The organism is Bacteroidales bacterium, assembly GCA_023228145.1.
GTDB lineage: Bacteria > Bacteroidota > Bacteroidia > Bacteroidales > CAIWKO01 > CAIWKO01.
The window spans coordinates 16,874-33,718 of the sequence record JALOBU010000034.1 but is presented as its reverse complement, the minus strand read 5'-3'; the positions used below and the strand labels follow the sequence as shown (position 1 = coordinate 33,718).

Genomic DNA, 16,845 nt, shown 5'->3' with positions numbered 1-16,845 from the left:
CTCCCTCACAGCCCAGTACTATAACTGGCAACACACCGGTATGCCAGGGTTCTTCCCAGACATATAGCGTTACGAATGTGGCAGGAGTAACTTATACCTGGACCTTCCCCACAGGGTGGGTACAGACTGATGGAGGTAACACCAACTCGGTGACCGTAACCGTTGGTTCAGGTTCCGGCAATGTACAGGTTACACCATCTAACGTATGCGGGGATGGTACCACGAGAACTAAAGCTGTTACGGTAGAATCTGCTCCCCAAATATCCAATCAACCCTTAAAAATTGTAACTGTTCCCGGCGGCGGCGGCGCATTTTCTGTAACGTCAACAGGAGCAACTTCTTATACATGGAAAGTAAGCACAAACGGGTTTGCCGGGCCTTATACCGATATCTCTGCGGCAGGTTCAAACCCCACATATTCCAACTGGACAACAGCGGTTCTGGGGATTACAAACGCACAACCGGCAAACAACGGATGGATATATAAATGTAAGCTAACCAATACTTGCGGAGATATTACCTCCGATACAGCCTCATTAATTGTGGAGGAAACTATTGCTCCATTAATCATAAATGATATTCTGGTTGATGATGATACTATTTGTCTTGGGGATAGTATTCATCTTGACCTTGTAATTTCCGGAGGCGTTCCTCCTTATTCTTATACTTGGTCCGGAGTAGGTTTGTCAAGTACTACAATAAAAAATCCTGCTGCATTGCCAGGCGCTCTTGGTTCCACAACTTATAGTGTAACTGTTACTGACGGAACAAATACGCAGGACACCAGCATCACTGTGTTTGTGAGCGGGTATCCGACTGCAGACGCCGGCGATGATAAAATTATCGGATGTGGAACACCGTTTACAACCATTGGTACTACAGCGGTAGCTGGCCTAACTTACAGTTGGGAGCCCGCAGCCGACCTTAGTAATCCAAATGCTGCAGAACCTACAGCGATGCCTTCGGCAACAACAATATATACCTTAACAGTAACTAATGCTGCAGGATGTACCGATTCAGATGAAATGACTGTTAATTTAATAACTGCTATTACTGTTAATGCAGGTAACGACACAACAATATGTGCCGGTCAGGAATATCAATTGCAGGCAGTTTCAGATTATGCGCTAACATTTAACTGGACTCCCGCCACGGGACTTAACTACACAAATATAAATAACCCTGTTGCAAATCCCGAAATAACTACAACATATATTATCACTACCACGGCGGGAAGTTGCTCTGCATCAGACGATATAACTATTACAGTAATTAACATGGGGCTTACTTTAACTTACGACTGTAATTCTACCATGGCAACGGCTTTGCCTGTAGGATTACCATCGTATGAGTTTTCATTAAACGACGGTGTAGTTCAAGGAGAAAGTACTTTAAATACATATTATTCTTCTTCTATTGCAAACAACGATATTATTTCGGTTATTGCACAAGACGAGTCGGGCTGTATTGACACGGTTTATTTGACTGTGGATTGCATCGTTGAACTTCCCAGCGCTTTTACACCTGACGGAGATGGTATCAATGACAAATTTCCAACAAAATATCATTTACCTTTTGTATTATCAATCTTCGACCGATGGGGGTTGTTACTTTATTACGGAGAGGAAGGATGGGACGGAAAACACGACGGTAAAACGATGTCGCCGGCAACATATTTTTACAAAATAATAATCACCAACACGGATGGCTCAAAAACAGAAAGAACTGGTGCTGTTACCCTTGTTAAAAAATAAAATAAATGTATTAACATTTTAAAGATAGAAAACATGAAAAAAATAATTGTACTACTGAGTTTTTTAATAACAACAGTTGCCGTCTTTGCTCAAACAGACATCCAGCTCAGCCAGCAGATAAACAACCGTGTTTTATTTAATCCTGCAGCCACAGGACAGTCGGGGTGCTACAATTTTACCATTCTTGCACGCGAACAATGGACCGGAATAAAAGAAGCCCCCTCAACTCAATTATTCAATTTCAACAAGTATTTTAAAGGCCCTAAGCTGGGTATTGGATTTACTTTTATTTATGACAGGGTAGGTGTCGAAAAAACACTTAATGCCAAAGCATCTATTTCCTATCATGTCTGGTTAACCAACGAAATGACATTGTCGTTCGGACTTGGAATGGGTATTATCAACAGGTCAGTTAATGGCGCCGGACTAACTTATGAAGACCCTAATGACCCCAATGCTGTAATCATAAAAGACAGCAAATTGAAGCCGGACTTTGATTTTGGCATTGAATATAACTGGAAAAGATTAAACATTGGTGTTGCATCCACACACCTTATCACTTCTTTCAAAAAATCCACAATTTACAAAGTGCCAAGGCATTATTACACGTATGCTAAATATGCAATAAAAGTTTCTCCTTCTGTCGAAATAATCCCCGCTTTATCATGGAACTGCCTTGGCAATATCCACATCTTTGAAATTAATGCCATGACCAACATCAAAGACCGCGTTTTTGCCGGTTTGTCATACAGAATAGATGATGCCTTCATTATTATGGCCGGTGTTAAAATCATTGACCAAGTTCGCCTATCCTATGCCTATGATATAAAAGCAGGCAGCATAAAATACGGTTCAACAAAAGGCAGCCATGAAATAATGCTATTGTGCCGTTTTGGTTGTGATAAGCAAGGCCCTTTGCATCCGAGATTTTTTAATTAGTTACAGAACCTGGCAGTAACTACCTGGGAAATTGAGCGCGATATTTGGGCAAAAAGTAATACTTTTGCCCCAACCAACTCTTTACAAACTTGACTGACACACCCAAACTATTCAGCCCTGCATTTATTGGTCCTGTAAAATTACGCAACCGTACTATTCGTGCCGCAGCTTTCGAAGGCATGTGCCCGGACAACCGCCCTTCGCAAATGTTGCTTGATTACCACTGTTCCGTTGCTTCAGGTGAAATTGGTATGTCAACTGTAGCTTATGCTTCCGTGACACGCGATGGACTATCGTTTCCGCATCAACTATGGTTGAGAAAAGAGATTATTCCGGAACTGAAAAAGTTAACCGAAGCAATTCATAACGAAGGCGCTGCAGCATCTATACAATTAGGGCATTGTGGCAATATGTCGAAAAAAAGCATGGCGGGCAGAATGCCTTTGTCCCCATCAGGCGGATTAAACATTTATTCGCCCACATGGTCGAAAAAAATGACAAAAGACGATATCGCTGATATTGCCCAAGCCTTTGGTAACGCAGTAAATATTGCACGCGAATCGGGCTTCGATGCCGTGGAAGTTCATGCCGGCCATGGATATCTCATTAGTCAATTTCTCTCTCCCTACACCAATCATCGCAAAGATGAATTTGGCGGCACACTGGAAAACCGTGCACGTTTTATGAAAATGGCACTTCAAAATGTAATGAAAGCCGCTAAAAACGATATGGCGGTGGTGGTAAAAACAAACATGAGTGATGGGTTTCGCGGAGGAATGGAAATTGACGAATGCCTTCAGGTAGCCCGAATGATTGAAGAAGAAGGTGTTCATGCTATGGTGTTAAGCGGAGGCTTTGTTAGCAAAGCTCCTATGTATGTAATGCGAGGCAACATGCCCATAAGAACACTGACGTATTATATGAAAAACATTCCGCTGAAGTTGGGTGTTGGCCTTGCAGGAAGGTGGATGATTCCTTCGATTCCTTTTACTGAAGCTTATTTTCTGGAGGACGCATTAAAATTCCGGAAAGAGTTAAAACTTCCGCTTATCTACGTTGGAGGCTTGATATCAGGAAAAAAAATTGATGAAGTGCTTGATTGCGGTTTTGAATTTGTTTCCATGGCCCGGGCGTTGTTGAACGAACCGGGTTTTGTTAAACGGCTGAAAACAGACAGGGAAGCAAGAAGCCAATGTGTTTGCAGCAATTACTGTATTGCCAGAATGTATTCCATCGAGATGGCTTGCCACCAGCATGTTAAAAATCTGCCAATGTGTTTGGCAAAAGAACTAAAAATTATGAAATAGTTCGTATATTTTTGAATATGCCTGCTTTAAAAAAAACAGAAACAGTATTGATTACCGGGGGAAGCTCCGGAATAGGTTTTGCTTTAGCCAAAGAATTTGCATCGCGGGGCTATAAACTGATACTGGTAAGCAATCAAAAAGAACAACTTCATATTGCTGCCGAAAAACTACAAAATAAATATAGCACAGAAACACACACATTGTTTTTAAATCTTGCCTTACCGGAAGCCGCGGCAGAGCTTTTTAACTGGTGTCAGACAAATCAGTTGCAGGTTGACGTACTGGTGAATAATGCAGGTGTGTTTTTTTTTGGTGAAGTGGTAAAAAATGATATAAAAAAAATTGAAACTATTTTGTCACTTCATGTAAACACTCCTGCAATGCTTTGCCGCTTGTTCGGCGAAGAAATGAAACAAAGGCGTAGTGGCAACATCATTATCATTTCATCTCTTGCGGCCTATATGCCTTATCCCGGCATAGCTTTTTACGCGGCCACAAAACGCTTCCTGAAAAGTTTTGCATGCTCCCTGCGCACCGAGATGATTGATTACAATGTGAATGTTACCTGTGTGTGCCCCGGCGCTGTTTCTACAGATCTTTACGATCTGAGTGCTGCGGGACATAAAAAAGCTTTAAAAATGGGCATCATGATGCGTCCCGAAAAGCTTGCCAGAAAAATTGTAAGGGCTATGAATCGCCATACATCCATTTTAATACCCGGGTTTATCAACCGTGTTTTTCTGCCTTTCCTTTTTATTATACCTCACGGACTTATAACTCTGGTAAGACGCTATTCAAAGCTTTTACCTCCCGATCAATCTTAATGTTTTTGTTCATCTTTCTACAAAAAAAAGAAGCTGTCAAATAAGACAACTTCTTTAAAAATATTTATTTGGTTAGCCTGCTCTTACCACAAAGTTTTATAATTGACAGTAACATTTTTCGGCTGACCGTTTCCATAGGCTACACCTACATCTCTGTAAGCTTTTATCATATCTCTTTCGAGCCCGATTTCCTGGTCGTATTTAAAATTCCATTCCCGTTTATCAATTTCATAAACTCTTTTCGAAATTTTTTCTGATAACGCTTTAGCTTCATTTATACAGGATGCTTGTGGGTCAATAGTGGCTAAAATAGCCCCGGCTTGTTCTGCAGCCTCATAATTCTGTCCTGCGTTCCAGACGTTTGTTGCGTCCAGAAGTTTTGTTTTGCATTCATAGTTTATTTTTTGCTGATAAATGGGCCCCAAAGCAGCAATACACTTATTCCAGCATTGAGTGCAGGCATCAGGAACACTGGTAAGGCTCCAGATAGCTTCATCGTATTTGCTCATACTTGCAAGTGTTTGTGCCTCTTTAATGATAATGTCGCAACGAGAATTATAATATTCAATAATTTTTGTTTTACCTTTTTCAATAAATGCCTGCAATGACGCATCCGCGGGTTTGATGTTTTTAATAGCAGAAATATATGCTTTGTTTTCGTTTGCATCAACGCCTTTAACAGTTAAAGAATGTGTGGCAAAACTTTTTCCTTCAATACCGTCCCCTATATACAAAACAATTTCCAGTGTTAATGCTATCATTGCCGGAGCAGTGGAGGTAATGTCTTTAGTAAGCACATTAACGTTAGCCGAAATAATAAATCTCGGATAGATTACGCTTCCCCCCATACCATTTTGCAAAGCAATCTGGCTTAATTTGCTTTCCAGCTGGCTTTTTGCAATTTCGGGCAACCCTTCAATTTGTTCGGGGACATAGGCGTTCAGGTAAATCCTGCCTAAGTCATTGTTTTGTGCTTTTGCTAAACTTACACTTAAAGCGAAAATTAGCAACAAAATGAATTTATAAGTTTTCATGGTTTTCATATTTTTAAATAATTATTTATCGCCAAGAACTATTACGCCCTGCCCAAGTCCTTTGGTCATCAGTTTATTTGTGATATTATAAGGGGCGTTCTTCAAAAATGATTGCAAGCCCTTACAAAACCCCCTGGCGTCAATTGCTTTTCCCGATGGATCGTAAAGAGGAATTCTTACTTGTTCGAAAAGCATCATATCTTCTGTGGCATCTGTTGTACTAAAACGACCGTTCACTGTATTTGCAGCCATCCAGTCTTCAATAATTGCGCCAAGTTCCTTTCCGTTATATTCAGTTTCCAGATCGTTATCCCAATTGCTAAACTTTTTGATACGGACAATTATTTCCCTTCCATTAGTAAACATATCATCAAAATGGGCTTGAAGCTGTGAATTAAAATTATCCAGATGGGCTAAAACAGCCTCTTCCAATAAAACAGCAAGTTCGGAGGCAAAAGATTGCGCGCCTGTACCTTGTGCAGAAGCAATTTGTTTGTCTGTATATGCATCCAGCCCCTGTAATACAAATGAAATGGATTTTTTAGGTCCCTGTACATTAACAACCCAGGTTAGCTGCATGATAATGTCGGCTTTGGCAGTTTTTCTAAGTTTATCAATGGGACTTTCTGTAACTTCTCCACCTCCTTTGCTTGTCAGCATGGCATTTTCTGCATTTTCTGCTTCCAGTGTTTTTAATGCAGACTCGGCGTTTTTTAATGGAAACCCGCGATCTGCCATCAATCCGTTAATCTTGCTAATTACAATCAACAGGTCGGAATTTTCCTGAAATGCTTTTTTATAATCAGGTACTTTTACCAATGTTCCCTGATTATCATATTCTATCATGTATCCATTTTTATTGCACCAAACATCGCTGGGCAAAACCATAATTGTAGGTTTTTTTGCCTGTGAGAAGACTGATCCCGCGCAAAGCAACATTAATGTTGCAAAAAGAGTAATTTTTGATATTGTTTTCATGTTTGTTGATTATTTAGTTTAATTTAAGAATTCCATCTGCAATCATTTTTGCTTTTAATTGCGGGCGCAAAACACGTACGATAACAGAATATGTTGCGCTCTTTCTTGCTCCTTTTCTGTCGCGGTCAAGCTTTGTCCAGATACGTTCATCCTGCAAGGTAACATAATTTTTGAATTCACCCCCGTCAGCAAAAAATCTGTTAAAATAATCTTCATTTTTTTCACGAGCATTGGCTTCAAATAAAATAGGTTTCATTTCACATTCCGTTTTCCCTTCTGAGATTCCCTTAAATAAAACATCGCTCACCGCATTTTTTTTTGCCTGTTCTGCCGCATCGAAATAATGACGGCCGTTTCCCCAGGCTTTTAGGGTTTGTGTCCCATCTTGTTCGGTTCCCATACATTCTGTTTTGTAAGCATAATTGCCGGCAACTTGTTTCTGTGGGTCACAGGACGAAATGAAAATAAGACCGGCTAAAAACAGGCCCAATCCTGATATTTTTAGTAACGTTTTCATAATTATATTTTTTAAAATTAATTACTAGAATCCGGAAGATAATCCCTTAATAATACCTGCGGCTTCCAGGTCTTTACGAAGGTTGTCTTTCTGTACGGAAACTACAACACCCACCTTGTATTCTTTGCCAACCTTAAGACGGTCCTGTACAGGAACGGCTCCATCACCAGCAAAGCCTACATATTTCATATATTTTCCACCGTCAGCAAAAAAGTTTTTGAAGAAATCCATTTTTTCCTGTTCAACATTTGGATTGCTCGCAAGCGGTTTCTGGGCAGTACAGCCATTACCGCCACCACCAAAGCCCTTAAAAATTACTCCATGTACCGCATTTTTTTTGCATTGTTCCAGAGCAACATTTTGGTTTTTTGAATATGTCCATACCTTAATTAAATATGAGCCTGTAGTGCCAATACCAAAACATTCAATGTCATATCTCCATTCGTAAGTATCAATATCGGCTTTTATTCTTGCCTGTGCATTAGTTACTTCGCTAAAAAATGACACAAACAGAAGTGTCATCGTTAAAATGGCTATTGGTTTAAAAATTTTTTTCATAAAACTTAATTTAAATTAATAATAAAATTTAATGCAAATATACAATAGAAAACACAAAAAAGCATATAAATTCTACAGAACGTTAATCAGATATTTGCCTATATATAATAAACGCTTGTTGGGGATTATTTACTTTGTTTTAATAACATGCCCGGAAAAAATTCGCCACCGCTTACCTTTTTAAACAAAGTACGATCTATACTTGCATCTTTTGGCTTTTCTTCAGCCAACATGTATCTGTTATCCCATACGGTTTTGTCAACTTTTACAACTCCGACTTTTTTATACACTGTCTTCCCGTTTTCATCTATTGTTTGTTCTAAGACATCAAATTTATCTCCCGGTTCCAGGCCTTCTTTTTTTCCAATTTTGGCAGTAACAGGGTCGGTAGTTAATAAAGGAGTTTTTGTCCTGAATTCCTGATGATTTTTTTGAAGTTTTGCAATAACGCCGTCAACAGCGCGTTGTGTTGCCCTGATTACCAGTTGTTCGTCGCTTTTGTTTGTAAAAATGGTTGATTGAACATCCTCGTAAGCCTGATCCGAACCAATATAGTCAAAAGTAAAAAGATTTGATAAATCAAAAGCCTTAACTTTTTCTACATCAAGCCCGCCCTGATCTGTCCAGAATTGATTATAAAAGGTTGAAGAAACTTCTTCGTTCCATTTAAGTTTGTATAAATATGATATAGAACGTACCCGGTATCCTTTACCTAAAACTGTTGCCCCCACATTTGCAGCATCGGCAGCCACGGTTGCCACATCACCCACAAAAGCGCTTGCAATCCCTCCAATGATTCCAATAGCTGTTTTAGCTTTTTCGGCATCTTCAGCTTTATCATAATACCTAAAAAAACTAACAAGCACAAAGGTATTTGCAATCAACTCTTCTCCTGCATCTGCCAACATGGCCAAACCTCTTTGAGTTAACTTAGCATTTGTAACATCAATATCTGTGGCATTATAGTTTCCCCTTTGTGCAATAAGATCCATATTAAAAGCACCTTGTTCGTTTCTGTTAAACCATTTTTCCACCATTTTTTTTGCAATATTGTTTGTTTGCAGGTAGTTTTTTATATTATTGGACTGTAGATTTTTTTTATCATTGGCATCATAAGGGATTTTCCTTACTGCGAGATTGTGATCGTCAAATTTATCTAAACAATTAAATCTGACAAATCCTGCTTCAATAGTGTCTGCAAAAGGGGCCTGGGGGTCAACACACATCAGTGTATAAATGGAACTTCTGCGGTATTTAACGTCAGAGTTGGTTATTGTCTGACTTTGTATAGTGTTCCATAGCATGGCAAAAATTGCACAAAAAAGTAATAATTTTTTCATGTTTTAATTTTTTTAAATTACCCTACTCATAAGGCTTTTCGGATACGCCCCTAAAGCATTGCCGTTTAGGAAAGCCCGTTTTTTTAAATGGATGCCGGCTACCAATAAATTTTATCAATTATGTTTAATAAATAATAATGACAAATATAAAATTTTATTTAACAACAATAAATAAAAAAAAATTTCAATATTATTTATTTAAAAAAATACTTCCTCCAAAAATTTATATAAAAAGGAAAATATAAAGAAAATATTTATTTAACAACAAATTTTTCCACCAATGTATAGTTTTCAAAACTTGCCTTAATAAAGTAAATTCCCGCAGGCCCAATATCGTTTTTATTAAGAGTATATAAATGCTTACCTGCTGAAAGGTTTTTGTCTTCTAACATCATGATTTCTTTTCCAAGTATGTTATACACAATAATTTTGGTGTTTGCAGAGGCAGATAAACTAAAGCTTAGCTCTGAGATATCTGAAACAGGATTTGGATTAACAGATAAACTTATTCGTGGCAAATCCATATCCCCAATGCCAAGTATATTTGATGTAATATTAATGTCGTCAACATATAAATTATTTCCGCTATTGGAATAAAATACAAACCGAAGCATTACATGGTTGTTGGTAAGATACATATATGGTAACGGCCTAACTATTTCTTTCCATTGTGTCTCCGAATTTGGGGCAAAACTGTTTTGTGTAGGTAATGTGCTTGCCAGGTCTTCTCCGCTTTCTTCATATTTAAGAGACCATGATTTTCCGCAATCTGTTGAGCTATATACTTTAAGCATATCGTAGGCAGTATCCGCTTCGGTCAAACCCAAAGTTCCGGGTATTATTTTCCCGGCATATGCCAGTTTAAATTTTAAAAACGGGGTACCATCGGTCGGAAGTCCTGTAAAATCATAAGAAGGTGTAATAAGTTCATCTGTACTTCCGGCAATATTTCCACTAAAATTTTTAATACGAATAGATTTCAACCCCGAATAATATGCCGTGTCAGTTATTTCCCATGCATTTCCTGCGTTGTTTATTAAGGTCCAGCCATTATTTAACATTGTGTTTTCAAAGTCTTCAACAAAGGGTGTGGCAGCCCCGGCATCAATAGATTTAACAGTTATAAGATTTTGTTTTGTCAGAGAGTCGCTGCCATAAGTATTGCTAACTTTAAGTTTTACATTGTATATACCCGGTGTATTATAGGTTACAGAGGGATTTGGATCAGTTGAAGTTGACGGGTCTCCGCCATCAAATGTCCATAGCCATTCCTGTACATTACCCGAATAAGAATAATCTGTAAATAATATGTTGCTGCCGGCACAAACCATATTTGAACCCGGAAAAAACTCAGCAATGGGAGCACACACAGAAGCAGAGGTGTCCAGTACACCAGTGTAAATCAGATTTTCTTTTGACCAGAGTTTTCTTCTGTCCGACATCATGGTTGCATCTATTCTGTCATATTGGCCTTCTGTAAAAATATTTGTGCAATACCCCCATTGGTAATCCATAAAGTTTTCAATCATGTCTGGTAAATCCGGATCATCATTTGTGCATGTGTTGCGACTTCCCGGAACATAACAAGAAATAGATGTGTTTTGGGTTGCCGCCTGTACGGGGGGAGTATCATCAACCTCATCCCCGTTGGGCGCTATCAATGAGGGGCAGCCGTCGGTAGTGGGGATCATGCCGAACATCAGGTTCTGAAAGGGATGATACAGATTAAAATAATGTCCGCTTTCATGAGTAAAAGTCCTGTTTTGTGCGTTTATAGGCATACCGCCCATATCTGTTGCCGTTCCTATGCTCCCAATGCAATCATGGCGAATTAAAACACCATCTGCCAGCGTATCGCCACCTGTAAGGGCTTGCGACAAAGTATTGCTTGGTGGAAAAGGTGACATGCCTCCGATAAAAGCACCATCAGGCAAAGCCATACCTTCGGGATAAATAAAATTTACAGTAAAAATATTAAGGTAACGGCTGGGTGTCCAGCAGTAGTCTGTCATGGTTTGAAAATATCCATAATTTGTCTGAGGGTCATAATGCCTTACTATGCCATCGGTACAATTTCCGTCAGGGTCAACTTTTGCCAGGCGGAATTCCATATTACAATTGGCCCTTATAGCGTTAAAAGCCGGATATGTATTACTTACACCTGTATCTGCATTGAGCTTGTTGTAATCAATATTTATAAGATTAATGGCGTCTTCAATTTGTTCTTTGCTTATATTTTCAGTGCCACCAAAATGTACAACATGAAAAACAACGGGAATAATTCTGCGCCCGTTAATAAGCGTGTCGGCTTTTTCTCCCGTTAAAACGCCGGATTTTGATGCATTAATGATGTTTCTTAGATTTTCTTCATAAATAATATATTTCGTGGCTATGTCTGGGTTTTCAAGACATTTTTGTTTAATTAAAACATCATCATAGGGATACAAATACTTAAAAGATTGTTGCTTTTCTTGGGAAAATAGCTGAAAAGAAAAAATAACAAATAATAATAGAAATAAATTTTTCATAGTATTAATTTTTTTCAAAAATATAAAATTTTTATTACTAAAAAATTTTTTATTATCTCCTGTTTAACTTACATAAATAACTGGAGTTTCCTCAAAATTTAATCTGGGAATAAAGATAGTTGAAAAGTGTCGTAGTTGTGTCCAATTCGTGATTTAAACTGGTTGGGCCCTGCCCTGGAATGTTTTAGTAGTTCAAATATACCGTCAGCCATTGCGTAATTAAAGAAAGTTGGCACACCAAATATTCTTTTTGAAAGGAAAAATATTTTTTGCACCATTACTTTCAATTTCAGTGGTACCCCAATTGCCCATGTCCCCTTTTGACCAATATGTGCTTTTACTTTGGTGATGATTTCCATCAACTTTTCGCTGCTTCCCGGGTAATCCTCAGGGATTGAAGAATAAGCTTCGCAATATAGCGGCACTATTTTGTTGTGTTCTAAATTGGCAGCTGTTACCTGGCATAAATGATAGCCATTAGCGCCTTGATGTTTGCTACCGTCATATATCCCACACAAATTTTCCATTGCTTTTGCGTAAGGCTTCATCAGGTCGCCCGGATCAATGGCTATTACCATATCTTCATCTATCTTGCCGGTTCCAAGCCGCATGAGTTGCTCATTAATCTCCCCTGTTAAGTCATTCATGGAAAGGCTCCGACTCAAGCGGTCTTCTGTTTTGATCAGCGGAATTGGTTCCTGCAGGGTTCGGCTTATGTTGGATAGCTTTACATCCTTTGAGGCCTGAATGCCATAAAGCATTTCTTTAACTAAGCGTTTTTGAGTTTTACACAAATTTTTTGAGGAACCTCATAAAAACGAAAAAAAATAATACCTTCCTTTTAATAAACAGCAAAAATAGTTGATATTAAACAACTTACATGTTTTTACCGTATTTTTTTAAGGAAACTCCAGTGAGTTAATGATAACATTTATTTTATCCGTTTTACTTTTAATTGCGGGATATTTTCTATACGGTCGCTTTGTCGAAAATATGTTTGGTGTGGATGCCAAAAGAACCACTTCCGCTGAAAGGATGCAAGATGGTGTTGATTATGTCCGGCTTCCGTTATGGAGAATTTTTCTGATACAGTTTTTAAATATTGCAGGCCTTGGGCTAATTGGTGCAATTGCCGGTGCCATGTGGGGGCCTGTAGCTTTTTTATGGGTTGTTTTCGTGGGAAATACTGTTAGGGGTTGTGTTGCCGTTGCCGCATTTATTGCTTTTATGCTTTGGTTGTTCGTGTTTAAAAAACATCGTATTTTTGCTAAAAACAAAATATAATTATGTTAGTTATTGGCATTGCGGGAGGTTCGGGATCGGGCAAAACAAGCGTGGTTAATAAAATTTTGGGTAGTTTTCCTAAGGGCGCTGTTATTGTTGTTTCCCAGGATTCTTATTACAAAGACAACGGGCATTTATCCCCTGAAGAAAGAACAAAAATTAATTTTGACCATCCCTCTTCAATAGAATTCGGGTTGCTTATTAAGCATCTTGACATGCTCAAAAAGGGCAAATACATTGAAATGCCCATATACTCTTATGTAACTTGTTCAAGGGCAAAAGAAACTATTCCTGTCCATCCTAAAAGAGTTATTATTGTGGAGGGCATATTAATCTTCTCAAACAAAAAATTACTTGAACGTTTTAACATAAAAGTGTTTGTTGATGCTGATGCAGACGAACGTTTGATGCGTATTATACGCCGCGATATGGAAGAACGAGGGCGCTCTCTTTCTGATGTACTGGCACATTATGAGAAGTGGGTAAAGCCCATGCATTTTCAGTTTATAGAGCCCACAAAACGTTATGCAGATATTGTGGTACCTCAGGGAGGAGCTAATCATGTTGCTATTGATATTCTCTCGTCGAAAATAAAAATGAAATTATCTCAATAGCAAAAAAAATTATACTTTTGTAATATAATTACGGGATGTAGCGCAGTTGGCTAGCGCACCACGTTCGGGACGTGGGGGTCGGAAGTTCGAGTCTTCTCATCCCGACTAAGGCCCTTTATGGGCTTTTTCTTTGAAAGCTTAGAAGCCACTTTAGCTCAGTTGGTAGAGCAGCGCATTCGTAATGCGCGGGTCGGGGGTTCGAGTCCCCTGAGTGGCTCTGATGGAAGGGTTCCTTTATATTCTTTTCAGCAAAAAACTTAACAAGTATTATATCGGCTCCACAAACGATGTTCTAAGATGTCTATACGAGCACAATATCGGGCATTCCAATTTTACCAAAACAGGTATTCCTTGGGTTGTTGTTCTTTCTTTGAAATTTGCTTCTCTTGCTAAGGCAAGAAATGAAGAACGCCGAATAAAAAAGTGCAAAAACAGGAGGTACATTGAAAACTACATCAAATTCCACGTAGAGCATCCCGACACTTACGTGTCGGGAGGGTCGGGGGTTCCCTGCCTGCCGGAGGCACGCAGGCAGGGAGTCCCCTGAGTGGCTCTGATGGAAGGGTTCCTTTATATTCTTTTCAGCAAAAAACTTAACAAGTATTATATCGGCTCCACAAACGATATTCTAAGACGTCTATACGAGCACAATATCGGGCATTCTAATTTTACCAAAACAGGTATTCCTTGGGTTGTTGTTCTTTCTTTGAAATTTGCTTCTCTTGCTAAGGCAAGAAATGAAGAACGCCGAATAAAAAAGTGCAAAAACAGGAGGTACATTGAAAACTACATCAAATTCCACGTAGAGCATCCCGACACGTAAGTGTCGGGAGGGTCGGGGGTTCCCTGAGTGGCTCAAAATCAAACAAAGTAATATCTCCTAAAACTAATCAGAAAAACTTATTCCGCAATTAACCCTTTATGTTGATTTTTAATTTTTGTCCCGGATGGATAATGTTTTGAGGAGCAAGGTTGTTTAGTTTTCTTATATCTTCAACTGATACTCCTTTATACCTGTTGGCAATACTCCACAAACTATCACCTCTTTGTACTGTGTGATAAATATATTTTGATGTGTTTGAGACAGAGGTGTTTGGTTTTGGCTGTGAAACAGTATTTGTGGGTGTGTTGTTTTGTGTTTTTACGGCAGTTTGTGTATTTTGTCCCGACATACTGGAAATTACGGGACTAGGAGCGGTTTTAGTTTCTGACATTTTATTAAGCTGAACTTGATATTCAGTTTCCTGTAAAGATTTGTAATTGTAAATGGCGAACTCATTGTTCATAAATTCATCAATATATTCCCGTGGCAAACATAGCACATAAGGATTTTCTTTCGTGGCGGGTATAACACCTTTTTTATATGCAGGATTAAGAAATTTTATGTTTTCATCAGGCAAACACAAATAGGATGCTATCTGGTTGATGTTATAATTTTTAGTGACAGTTATGGTATCAATGTCACAGTGCATAATGGGGGGTTGAATCGGGTAAAGATTATGTTCGGTGGCATACGTCATAACATAAGAAGCTCCTATAAAAGCAGGTACGTAATTTTGTGTTTCTTTTGGTAAAAATTTCTGGATTTTCCAATAAGTAACCCGTTCACTGGTATCAAGATTCGCCGTACGTATCGCCCTGTTAATATTTCCTGCGCCGGCATTATATGCAGCCAACACTATAGCCCAGTCGTGATAAATATTATACAAATCTCGCAAATGCTCACAAGCAGCAACAGTGGCTTTATATGGATCGCAACGGTCATCAACATAAGATGTTACTTTTAAACCGTATAATTTGCCGGTAGTAAGCATAAATTGCCATAATCCGCTGGCCCCCGCCCTTGATTTTGCAATAGGATTTAATGCCGATTCAATAATAGCCAGATATTTTAATTCAAGCGGAACATTATGTTTATCGAGTTGTTCTTCAAAAAGCGGAAAATATATTTCAGCAAGACCAAGCATGCGGGAAACAAGTTTGCGTTTTTTAATGGAATATAAATCAATATAATTTCGTACTTGCTGGTTGTAAACATATTCAAAAGGCGAATTAATTCCCATATCTGATATACGGTTGCGGTAAATACTGTCATTAAAAATCGGAATATAGTCCGCCGCATAACCGTATTTGTTTAATTTAACTACATCAGTTGTAAAATTTGAATTTTTGTAAAATATTGAAGTCGCAAGACTGTCAAGTTGTACAACAATCGGATTGTCTTCGATAAATAAGGTATCATGTACTTGAGCCGAGGCGTTACCGACAACAACAACACTTATCAAGAATAAGAATGTATATTTAAACTTTTTTATTATTGCTTCGAACATGCAATAAAATTAAATCAACTTATATATTTTAATGTTAAACCCGTTATTCTACTTTACAAATAAACACATTTTATTCTAAAACTCAAAAGGATTTTCTGTTTTTTTTACAAACAGCTTTTTTAACAGATTGATAATCAAAAAGGTGTCTTAATGTTGGATGACAGATATGTGTCGGCGAATTCACGCACACATCCCTGGCCGCCACAAAGCGATAAAACAATAGTTGCTTTTTCTTTTACTACTTCTGCTGCATCCGCCGGGCAAGCTGAAAGTCCAACTTTTTCAATGACAGCAATATCGTTAAGGTCATCACCAATATATGCAACATTTTTTAAAGAAATATTTAATTCTTTACACCACTTTTCAAGTACTTCGAGTTTTTTCCAGGTTCCAATATATATTTTATGAACACCAAGTGTTTTGGCGCGGTTACGTATAATATTTTCCCTGAAACCCGAACTTAAAAAACCCACCTTACACCCTGCATTTATAAGACTGATTATTGCAAGTCCGTCTTTAGCATTAAATTTTTTAATTTCATCTCCCTTCTCTGTATATATGATTCCTCCGTCGGTCATAACACCATCAATATCAAGTACCAGAAACTTTAAAACAAATGTGTTATTTATGTGTTCCGATTTTGCTATATCTTCAGTAAGTAATCTGTGTATGGGATACTTAAGATGATTTGCTATTTTTACAAGTTGTTCCGCGTCAGGAAAACTTTTTTTTGAAAGAAATTCTTTAATTTTTTTTTCAGTAATACCTGTGATATTTGCCCATTCTGCAGCACTTATTTTTCTGTGTCCTGACAAATATTTAAAATTATCCGAAAAAA

Annotated in this window: 17 protein-coding genes and 2 tRNA genes; 10 read left to right on the top strand and 9 right to left on the bottom strand. The window is 38.2% G+C overall.

Features of this window, described 5'->3' with window-relative positions; translation table 11 throughout:
* From M0R16_12510 to M0R16_12495, 4 genes are all read left to right on the top strand, one after another.
* Window positions 1-1,754: gliding motility-associated C-terminal domain-containing protein (locus M0R16_12510; protein MCK9613695.1), on the top strand; the 1,754-nt coding region annotated here is incomplete at its 5' end.
* A 33-nt stretch (window positions 1,755-1,787) separates the two neighbouring features.
* Window positions 1,788-2,693 carry a type IX secretion system membrane protein PorP/SprF gene (locus tag M0R16_12505; protein MCK9613694.1) on the top strand — a complete coding sequence of 302 codons (906 nt, stop codon included), beginning with the start codon at window positions 1,788-1,790 and terminating at the stop codon, window positions 2,691-2,693.
* An 89-nt stretch (window positions 2,694-2,782) separates the two neighbouring features.
* Window positions 2,783-4,000, top strand: a complete 1,218-nt coding sequence (locus tag M0R16_12500) for an NADH:flavin oxidoreductase (GenBank protein ID MCK9613693.1) — start codon at window positions 2,783-2,785, stop codon at window positions 3,998-4,000.
* Window positions 4,001-4,017: 17 nt separating this feature from the next.
* Window positions 4,018-4,824 (top strand): SDR family NAD(P)-dependent oxidoreductase, encoded by an 807-nt coding sequence (locus M0R16_12495; GenBank protein ID MCK9613692.1) that lies wholly within the window; start codon window positions 4,018-4,020, stop codon window positions 4,822-4,824.
* A gap of 83 nt (window positions 4,825-4,907) precedes the next feature.
* Here the strand turns inward: M0R16_12495 and M0R16_12490 are convergent, their stop codons facing one another.
* The 7 genes from M0R16_12490 to M0R16_12460 form a co-directional block, all read right to left on the bottom strand.
* Complete coding sequence (locus M0R16_12490) at window positions 4,908-5,858, bottom strand: hypothetical protein (GenBank protein ID MCK9613691.1); 951 nt, start codon at window positions 5,856-5,858, stop codon at window positions 4,908-4,910.
* 21 nt (window positions 5,859-5,879) lie between these two features.
* Entirely contained in the window at window positions 5,880-6,836 is a 957-nt protein-coding gene (locus M0R16_12485) for a DUF6175 family protein (protein MCK9613690.1), read from the bottom strand.
* A gap of 13 nt (window positions 6,837-6,849) precedes the next feature.
* A complete protein-coding gene (locus tag M0R16_12480) occupies window positions 6,850-7,353 on the bottom strand; it encodes a hypothetical protein (protein MCK9613689.1) in 504 nt (167 codons plus the stop codon).
* 24 nt (window positions 7,354-7,377) lie between these two features.
* Window positions 7,378-7,911 carry a hypothetical protein gene (locus M0R16_12475; protein MCK9613688.1) on the bottom strand — a complete coding sequence of 178 codons (534 nt, stop codon included), beginning with the start codon at window positions 7,909-7,911 and terminating at the stop codon, window positions 7,378-7,380.
* A 125-nt stretch (window positions 7,912-8,036) separates the two neighbouring features.
* The gene (locus M0R16_12470; protein MCK9613687.1) at window positions 8,037-9,251 is read right to left on the bottom strand and encodes a hypothetical protein; all 1,215 of its coding nucleotides are present in this window, start codon (window positions 9,249-9,251) and stop codon (window positions 8,037-8,039) included.
* A 254-nt stretch (window positions 9,252-9,505) separates the two neighbouring features.
* Window positions 9,506-11,779 carry a PKD domain-containing protein gene (locus M0R16_12465; GenBank protein MCK9613686.1) on the bottom strand — a complete coding sequence of 758 codons (2,274 nt, stop codon included), beginning with the start codon at window positions 11,777-11,779 and terminating at the stop codon, window positions 9,506-9,508.
* A 98-nt stretch (window positions 11,780-11,877) separates the two neighbouring features.
* On the bottom strand, window positions 11,878-12,573 hold the full coding sequence (locus M0R16_12460; protein MCK9613685.1) for a hypothetical protein: 696 nt from the start codon (window positions 12,571-12,573) through the stop codon (window positions 11,878-11,880).
* A gap of 127 nt (window positions 12,574-12,700) precedes the next feature.
* On the opposite strand from M0R16_12460, the gene M0R16_12455 reads away from it, so the two are divergent.
* The 6 genes from M0R16_12455 (at window position 12,701) to M0R16_12430 (ending at window position 14,500) form a co-directional block, all read left to right on the top strand.
* On the top strand, window positions 12,701-13,063 hold the full coding sequence (locus M0R16_12455) for a hypothetical protein (protein MCK9613684.1): 363 nt from the start codon (window positions 12,701-12,703) through the stop codon (window positions 13,061-13,063).
* Between the two features lie 2 nt (window positions 13,064-13,065).
* On the top strand, window positions 13,066-13,677 hold the full coding sequence (udk, locus tag M0R16_12450) for a uridine kinase (GenBank protein MCK9613683.1): 612 nt from the start codon (window positions 13,066-13,068) through the stop codon (window positions 13,675-13,677).
* Between the two features lie 31 nt (window positions 13,678-13,708).
* Window positions 13,709-13,782 (top strand) — tRNA-Pro (locus M0R16_12445).
* 39 nt (window positions 13,783-13,821) lie between these two features.
* Window positions 13,822-13,894 (top strand) — tRNA-Thr (locus tag M0R16_12440).
* A gap of 3 nt (window positions 13,895-13,897) precedes the next feature.
* The gene (locus M0R16_12435; GenBank protein MCK9613682.1) at window positions 13,898-14,224 is read left to right on the top strand and encodes a GIY-YIG nuclease family protein; all 327 of its coding nucleotides are present in this window, start codon (window positions 13,898-13,900) and stop codon (window positions 14,222-14,224) included.
* A 9-nt stretch (window positions 14,225-14,233) separates the two neighbouring features.
* Window positions 14,234-14,500: a GIY-YIG nuclease family protein gene (locus M0R16_12430; GenBank protein MCK9613681.1), complete on the top strand. Its 267-nt coding sequence runs from the start codon at window positions 14,234-14,236 to the stop codon at window positions 14,498-14,500.
* An 88-nt stretch (window positions 14,501-14,588) separates the two neighbouring features.
* Here the strand turns inward: M0R16_12430 and M0R16_12425 are convergent, their stop codons facing one another.
* A complete protein-coding gene (locus tag M0R16_12425; GenBank protein MCK9613680.1) occupies window positions 14,589-16,007 on the bottom strand; it encodes a transglycosylase SLT domain-containing protein in 1,419 nt (472 codons plus the stop codon).
* 134 nt (window positions 16,008-16,141) lie between these two features.
* Window positions 16,142-16,822, bottom strand: coding sequence for an HAD-IIIA family hydrolase (locus M0R16_12420; GenBank protein ID MCK9613679.1), 681 nt, complete (start codon window positions 16,820-16,822; stop codon window positions 16,142-16,144).
* Window positions 16,823-16,845 lie beyond the last annotated feature (23 nt).

Excerpts from the sequence above, each read along its gene's own strand:
- M0R16_12505 (MCK9613694.1), top strand. The coding sequence starts at position 1,788 with ATGAAAAAAATAATTGTACTACTGAGTTTTTTAATAACAACAGTTGCC.
- M0R16_12495 (MCK9613692.1), top strand. The coding sequence starts at position 4,018 with ATGCCTGCTTTAAAAAAAACAGAAACAGTATTGATTACCGGGGGAAGC.
- M0R16_12490 (MCK9613691.1), bottom strand. The coding sequence starts at position 5,858 with ATGAAAACTTATAAATTCATTTTGTTGCTAATTTTCGCTTTAAGTGTA.
- M0R16_12485 (MCK9613690.1), bottom strand. The coding sequence starts at position 6,836 with ATGAAAACAATATCAAAAATTACTCTTTTTGCAACATTAATGTTGCTT.
- M0R16_12480 (MCK9613689.1), bottom strand. The coding sequence starts at position 7,353 with ATGAAAACGTTACTAAAAATATCAGGATTGGGCCTGTTTTTAGCCGGT.
- M0R16_12475 (MCK9613688.1), bottom strand. The coding sequence starts at position 7,911 with ATGAAAAAAATTTTTAAACCAATAGCCATTTTAACGATGACACTTCTG.
- M0R16_12470 (MCK9613687.1), bottom strand. The coding sequence starts at position 9,251 with ATGAAAAAATTATTACTTTTTTGTGCAATTTTTGCCATGCTATGGAAC.
- M0R16_12465 (MCK9613686.1), bottom strand. The coding sequence starts at position 11,779 with ATGAAAAATTTATTTCTATTATTATTTGTTATTTTTTCTTTTCAGCTA.
- M0R16_12455 (MCK9613684.1), top strand. The coding sequence starts at position 12,701 with ATGATAACATTTATTTTATCCGTTTTACTTTTAATTGCGGGATATTTT.
- udk (MCK9613683.1), top strand. The coding sequence starts at position 13,066 with ATGTTAGTTATTGGCATTGCGGGAGGTTCGGGATCGGGCAAAACAAGC.
- M0R16_12435 (MCK9613682.1), top strand. The coding sequence starts at position 13,898 with ATGGAAGGGTTCCTTTATATTCTTTTCAGCAAAAAACTTAACAAGTAT.
- M0R16_12430 (MCK9613681.1), top strand. The coding sequence starts at position 14,234 with ATGGAAGGGTTCCTTTATATTCTTTTCAGCAAAAAACTTAACAAGTAT.
- M0R16_12425 (MCK9613680.1), bottom strand. The coding sequence starts at position 16,007 with ATGTTCGAAGCAATAATAAAAAAGTTTAAATATACATTCTTATTCTTG.